At 70.2% G+C, this 4,867-nt stretch carries 4 protein-coding genes; all 4 read right to left on the bottom strand.

The genetic code is table 11. The features are described from left to right. Positions 1 to 978: 978 nt before the first annotated feature. From D7Y11_RS41645 to D7Y11_RS41630, 4 genes are read right to left on the bottom strand one after another with little or no spacing between them, the layout of a single operon-like run. Positions 979 to 1,971 (bottom strand): sulfotransferase, encoded by a 993-nt coding sequence (locus D7Y11_RS41645; protein ID WP_120581081.1) that lies wholly within the window; start codon positions 1,969 to 1,971, stop codon positions 979 to 981. Continuing rightward, a complete protein-coding gene (locus D7Y11_RS41640; protein ID WP_120581080.1) occupies positions 1,971 to 2,840 on the bottom strand; it encodes a family 3 encapsulin nanocompartment shell protein in 870 nt (289 codons plus the stop codon). The genes D7Y11_RS41645 and D7Y11_RS41640 overlap by 1 nt, the downstream gene beginning before the upstream one ends. Positions 2,841 to 2,885: 45 nt before the next feature. Continuing rightward, a complete protein-coding gene (gene argC / locus D7Y11_RS41635; RefSeq protein WP_120599569.1) occupies positions 2,886 to 3,929 on the bottom strand; it encodes an N-acetyl-gamma-glutamyl-phosphate reductase in 1,044 nt (347 codons plus the stop codon). Then, positions 3,926 to 4,780, bottom strand: coding sequence for a RimK family alpha-L-glutamate ligase (locus tag D7Y11_RS41630; protein WP_120581078.1), 855 nt, complete (start codon positions 4,778 to 4,780; stop codon positions 3,926 to 3,928). The genes argC and D7Y11_RS41630 overlap by 4 nt, the downstream gene beginning before the upstream one ends. Positions 4,781 to 4,867 lie beyond the last annotated feature (87 nt).

Here is a 4,867-nt window from a genome sequence, read left to right as displayed (position 1 = left end):
CTCCCCACCCCTGCCCGGCCGTCCCTCGTGAGCCCGCCCGCGCCAACCTACGGCCCGCAAGCCTCCCGGACAGCCCTGCGCTCCTCCCGCCCGGCTCAGCCCAAACCTGTCCGACTGTCCGACAAGAGTCCGCGGCCCGGCAGGAGCGGGCAGCCCCTCCAGCGACGGCGTTCCAAAACCTGTCCGACTGTCCGACAAGAGTCCGCGGCCCAGATGAACCAGCAGCCTCCCGGCCGCGGTGCGCCAAAACCGGTCCGACTGTCCGACAGGTTTCGGCGGCCCAGATGAACCAGCAGCCTCCCAGCCGCGGTGCGCCAAAACCGGTCCGACTGTCCGACAGGTTTCGGCGGCCCAGATGAACCAGCAGCCTCCCAGCCGCGGTGCGCCAAAATCGGTCCGACTGTCCGACAAGAGTCCGCGGCCCAGATGAACCAGCAGCCTCCCGGCCGCGGTGCGCCAAAACCGGTCCGACTGTCCGACAGGTTTCGGCGGCCCAGATGAACCAGCAGCCTCCAGCCACGGTTCTCCAAGACCTGTCCGACTGTCCGACAGGTTTCCTCGGCTCGGGCGGGACGAGGTCCCGGGCCCCGGTTCTTCAAAACCTGTCCGACTGTCCGACAGGTTTCCTCAACTCGGGCGGGACGAGGTCCCGGGCCCCGGTTCTTCAGAACCTGTCCGACTGTCCGACAGCTTTCCGCTGCCCGGATGGTGCGGCCGACCCCAGCCACGGGCCCCCGAGCCTGTCCGACTGTCCGACAGGTTTCCTCGGCTCGGGCGGGACGAGGTCCCGGGCCCCGGCTCTTCAAAACCTGTCCGACTGTCCGACAGGTTTCCGGAGCCTGGCTGGCCCGAAGGCTCCCCACCACGGACCTCCGAACCTGTCCGACTGTCGGACAGGTTTTTTCGGTACGCCTCCGACGGGGGGCTGGCCGGACTCTCGCCTTCGCATCCGCAAGGACAGGGGTCATGTCCGGAGGCTCAGGAACGGGGCTCCGCGCCCGCACCCGGCGCGGCCCCTCCGATGGGAGCTCGCCGTGCGCCTCTGAAGTACCCGTACTTCGCCATCAGCGGCCACGCGAGCGCCACGGTGAGCGCCTTCGCTCCGGAGGCCAGTTCCCCCTTCCACGCGTCGTCCTCGCCGCGCAGGAGCGTGGGACCACTGCGGAAGCGGTCCGGGTTGCCGGTAACGGTGTGGTTCTTCCCCAGCATTACCGTGCGACCCTTCACCGGGTTCTGCGTGCGTGGCACGCCCGCCAGGTCCAGCACCGTGTCCACGGCGCGGTCCGGCGCGGCGATGAAGTCCTCGTATCGCAGGAAGAGCGACTGCGCGGGGAACCTCCGCGTCACCTCCTCCGACGCGGCGTTGAAGCCCAGCCAGTACGCAGTGCTGCGCGCGGCGGACATGGGGACGACGTACTGCTTCGTCTTCGTCCACGAGTGCGTCACCGCGCGCGGATCACGCACCAGGTGCAGATACAGCGGCCGGATGCCCTCCACGCGCGGCAACAGCGCCGCCTCGGACGGGAACTTCCCGCTGTCCACCAGCACCGAGCTCCCCGTCGCCCTCGCGATGGTGCGGTACGTCCGCGCGAGGAAGTCCGCGTGCGATTGGAGCGCGTGCGAATCCCCCGCCTCGTCCAGCACCCGCAACGTGTGCCGCGTGCGCACGGCGGCCTGCTGCCTGAGCACCACCTCCGCCGCATGCGCGCGCGGCGTCAGGCCCGCCGGCACGTCGGAGGTCAACACCGTGTTCCAGATGCCGCACTCCAACAGCTGCTGGCCGCAGCCGCACAACGTGTTGGAGCCGTTCCCGTACGCGTTCTTCCAGAGGAAGCTCAGCTCCCCCACGTGGAAGAAGCCCGGCACCTCGTTGAGGACGTTGCCCAGGATGGTGCTGCCGCTGCGGCACCAGCCGGTGATGTAGAGGACCGTGAGCTGCGCGCCCTCGCCCTTCGCGCTCGCGGAGGCCATCAGGTCAGCGACGCCACGAAGAAGTGGGTGGGCAGGTGCACCGCGAGCGTCGTGTAGACCTCGCCGTAGGCGGCCAGTCCCTCGCGCGGGAAGATGCCCGGCGGCGGCTCCGCGAACCGGATGACCGAGCGCTGGCTGTCATACAGCGTCGCCGCGGCGGTGAAGTCCCCGACGATGATGGTGCCCGGGTTCACCATGCGCGTGCGGCACAGGCGGATGCCCATGGCGGCCAGGTCCGACAGGAGCGACTGCTGGCCCACCAGGTGCTCGTAGAAGTCCAACGAGTTGATGACGATGCCGTCCGCGGACCCGCCCATCTGCTCCACCTGCGCGCAGGCGTTGAGCAGCGAGGCCACCGCGTTCTTCTTCGCCGGCAGCCGCACGATGCCCGGCGTGTGCAGGAGGCCGCGCACGCCGTCCCCGCCCTTGCCGATGCACAGCGCCTGGTTCTCCGCCGTGTTCAGCCGCACCAGCAGCCGGAAGTCGATGAACTGCGCCAGCGACTGGGAATCCTCCAGCAGGTTGCGCGGCACTTGAATCCACGCGCGCGTGGGCTTGAGCGCCTGCGTGTCCTGGTGGAACTCGAAGCCCGCTTCCGGGCGCAGGTCCACGTCCTGCACCGGTCCGGTGGGCTTCGCCTGGGGGTGCGTCTCGTACCAGAAGGGCACCGGATCGCGCTCGGCCTTGGCCGTCTTGAACATGCCGCGCACCGCGATGCGCGGACGGCGCTTGAAGCCGGGGAATGCGTCCACGATGGAGTTGTCGTAGTCCACGTGCGCCTGCGTGCCGTGCTTCTGGACCGCCGCCGCGAACGCCGCGCCGGGGGACAGTGACGCGTCCGCCTTCGATTTCGTGCTCAGGATGCTCATGGGGTGAGGCTCCTCGGAGTCAAAAAGCGGGAGTCAGACAGCGGTCTAGAGCGGATGCAGGCCCCGGAAGCCCAGCCCTTCCGTCTCCGGGCGGCCCAGCATCAGGTTCAGCGCATGCACCGCCGTGCCGGCGGCACCTTTCACCAGGTTGTCGATGGCCGCGTTCACCACGATGCGGCCCCGCTCCGCGTCCACGTCCACCGACAAGTCACAGTGGTTCGTGCCCAGGAGCGGCCCGGGCTCCGGGAACGGAGAGAGCGACGCACTGGGGCGCAGCAGCCGCACGAAGGGCTTCTCGCGGTAGCGCGTGGCGATGGCGCGCACCACCTCCGACTCCTCCACCGGTCGCGCCGCGAACGCGTGCACCGTCGCGAGGATGCCGCGCACTCCCGGCACCGCCGTGGCGCTGAAGTGGATGGTGGGCTGCTGTCCGGTGACGCGCGCCACCACGCCCTCCAACTCGCCCGTGTGCCGGTGACCCACCGGCTTGTAGCAGCGCAGCGCGTTCGCCCGCTCCGGGTGGTGCGAGGAGCGGTCTGGCGTGGAGCCGCCTCCAGACGAACCCGTCTTCGCGTCCACCACCAGCACGTCCGGACGCACGAGCCCCGCGTGCAGCAGCGGCAGCAGTGCCAGGAGTCCCGCGTGAGCCATGCAGCCGGGCACCGCGACGTGGCGCGCGTTCGTCAGCGCCTCGCCCATCCACTCCGGAAGCCCGTAGACGAACGCGGGCACGTCATCCGGGCGCGGGTGCTTGCCGTACCAGCGCGCGTGCCCCGCGGCGTCCAGGCGGAAGTCCGCGCTCAGGTCCACCACCCGCTCCGCCAGCCGCGACACCTTCGGCCAGCGCTGGAGCAGCTCGCCTTGCGGCATGCAGCTCACCAGCACGTCGCATGGCTCCAGCGCGTCATGCGGCGTGTAGCGCAGCGTCCCCACCCCGCGCAGGTGCGGATGCGGGAAGTCCAGGCGCTTGCCGGCGAACTGGCCGGAGGTGGCCTGCACCACCTCCACGGCCGGGTGCGCGAGCAACAGGCGCAGCACCTCGCCGCCGGTGTAGCCCGCGGCTCCCAGCACCGCCACGCGCACGCTCATCGCCGGGCTCCTCCGGCTCCGGACGCGACGTACTCCGCGATGAGGTCCGGCAGCGGGACGCCCGTCTCGTCGATGCTGCGCGCGAACTCCACGCAGTGGTTGATTTCGTTGACGTAGATGTCGCCGCCGCGCGTCTCCAGCAGGTCCACCGCCACCATGTCCCCGCCCACCGCCTCCGCCGCGGCCTCCGCCAGCTTCGCGTGCACCACCGGCACCTCGTAGCGCTCCGGCACGGCGCCTCGCGCGGTGTTGGTGATCCAATGCTCTGAGCGCCGCCTGAGGCCCCCCACCGCGCGGCCGATGACGTAGACGCGCAGGTCGTAGCCCGGCTTGTCCACGTACTCCTGCACCAGCGCCACGTGGTCCTGCGCGCCGCCGGTGCCGAAGCGCGTGGACAGCACGCCTTCCGCCGCGGAGCGCGAATCCAACCGGGCCACCATCCGGCCCCAGCTGCCCAGCACGGGCTTGGTCACCACCGGGTAGCCCTTCTTCTCAATCGCCTCCAGGCACGCGTCCTCGTCGAAGGCCACGAAGGACCACGGCATGGGCACGCCCTTCGCGGCCAGCGCGGCGCTGGTGAGCGCCTTGTCCCCACACAGTGAGATGGTCCTCGCGCTGTTGAGCACGCGCAGCCCCTTCATCTCCAGGAACGTGGCCAGGTAGCGCGCACGCGTGAAGGACATGCTGCGCATCAACACGGTGTCGGCCTCGGTGACGCGCTGCCGGTCCATGGACAGCACCATCCCGGAGTCCTGCACCAGGTTGACGGCGCAGTCGCGCCTGCGCAGCGCCTCGAGGAGGAGCTTCTCCTCGGTGCGCACGCGCGTATAGACGAGGTCGACCTTGCGCATGGCGCGGGGCTACTCCCCCCAGTCTTCCTCGACCTCGGGAGCTTCCTCGAGCCGCAGCGGGTTGACGCCCACCACCTCCAGCTCGGC

The sequence above is a fragment of the Corallococcus sp. AB018 genome (assembly GCF_003986945.1).
GTDB lineage: Bacteria > Myxococcota > Myxococcia > Myxococcales > Myxococcaceae > Corallococcus > Corallococcus exiguus.
Note: the sequence above shows the minus strand (reverse complement) of the source record. Positions and strands in the feature narration are given on the sequence as shown.

Excerpts from the sequence above, each read along its gene's own strand:
- D7Y11_RS41645 (WP_120581081.1), bottom strand. The coding sequence starts at position 1,971 with ATGGCCTCCGCGAGCGCGAAGGGCGAGGGCGCGCAGCTCACGGTCCTC.
- D7Y11_RS41640 (WP_120581080.1), bottom strand. The coding sequence starts at position 2,840 with ATGAGCATCCTGAGCACGAAATCGAAGGCGGACGCGTCACTGTCCCCC.
- argC (WP_120599569.1), bottom strand. The coding sequence starts at position 3,929 with ATGAGCGTGCGCGTGGCGGTGCTGGGAGCCGCGGGCTACACCGGCGGC.
- D7Y11_RS41630 (WP_120581078.1), bottom strand. The coding sequence starts at position 4,780 with ATGCGCAAGGTCGACCTCGTCTATACGCGCGTGCGCACCGAGGAGAAG.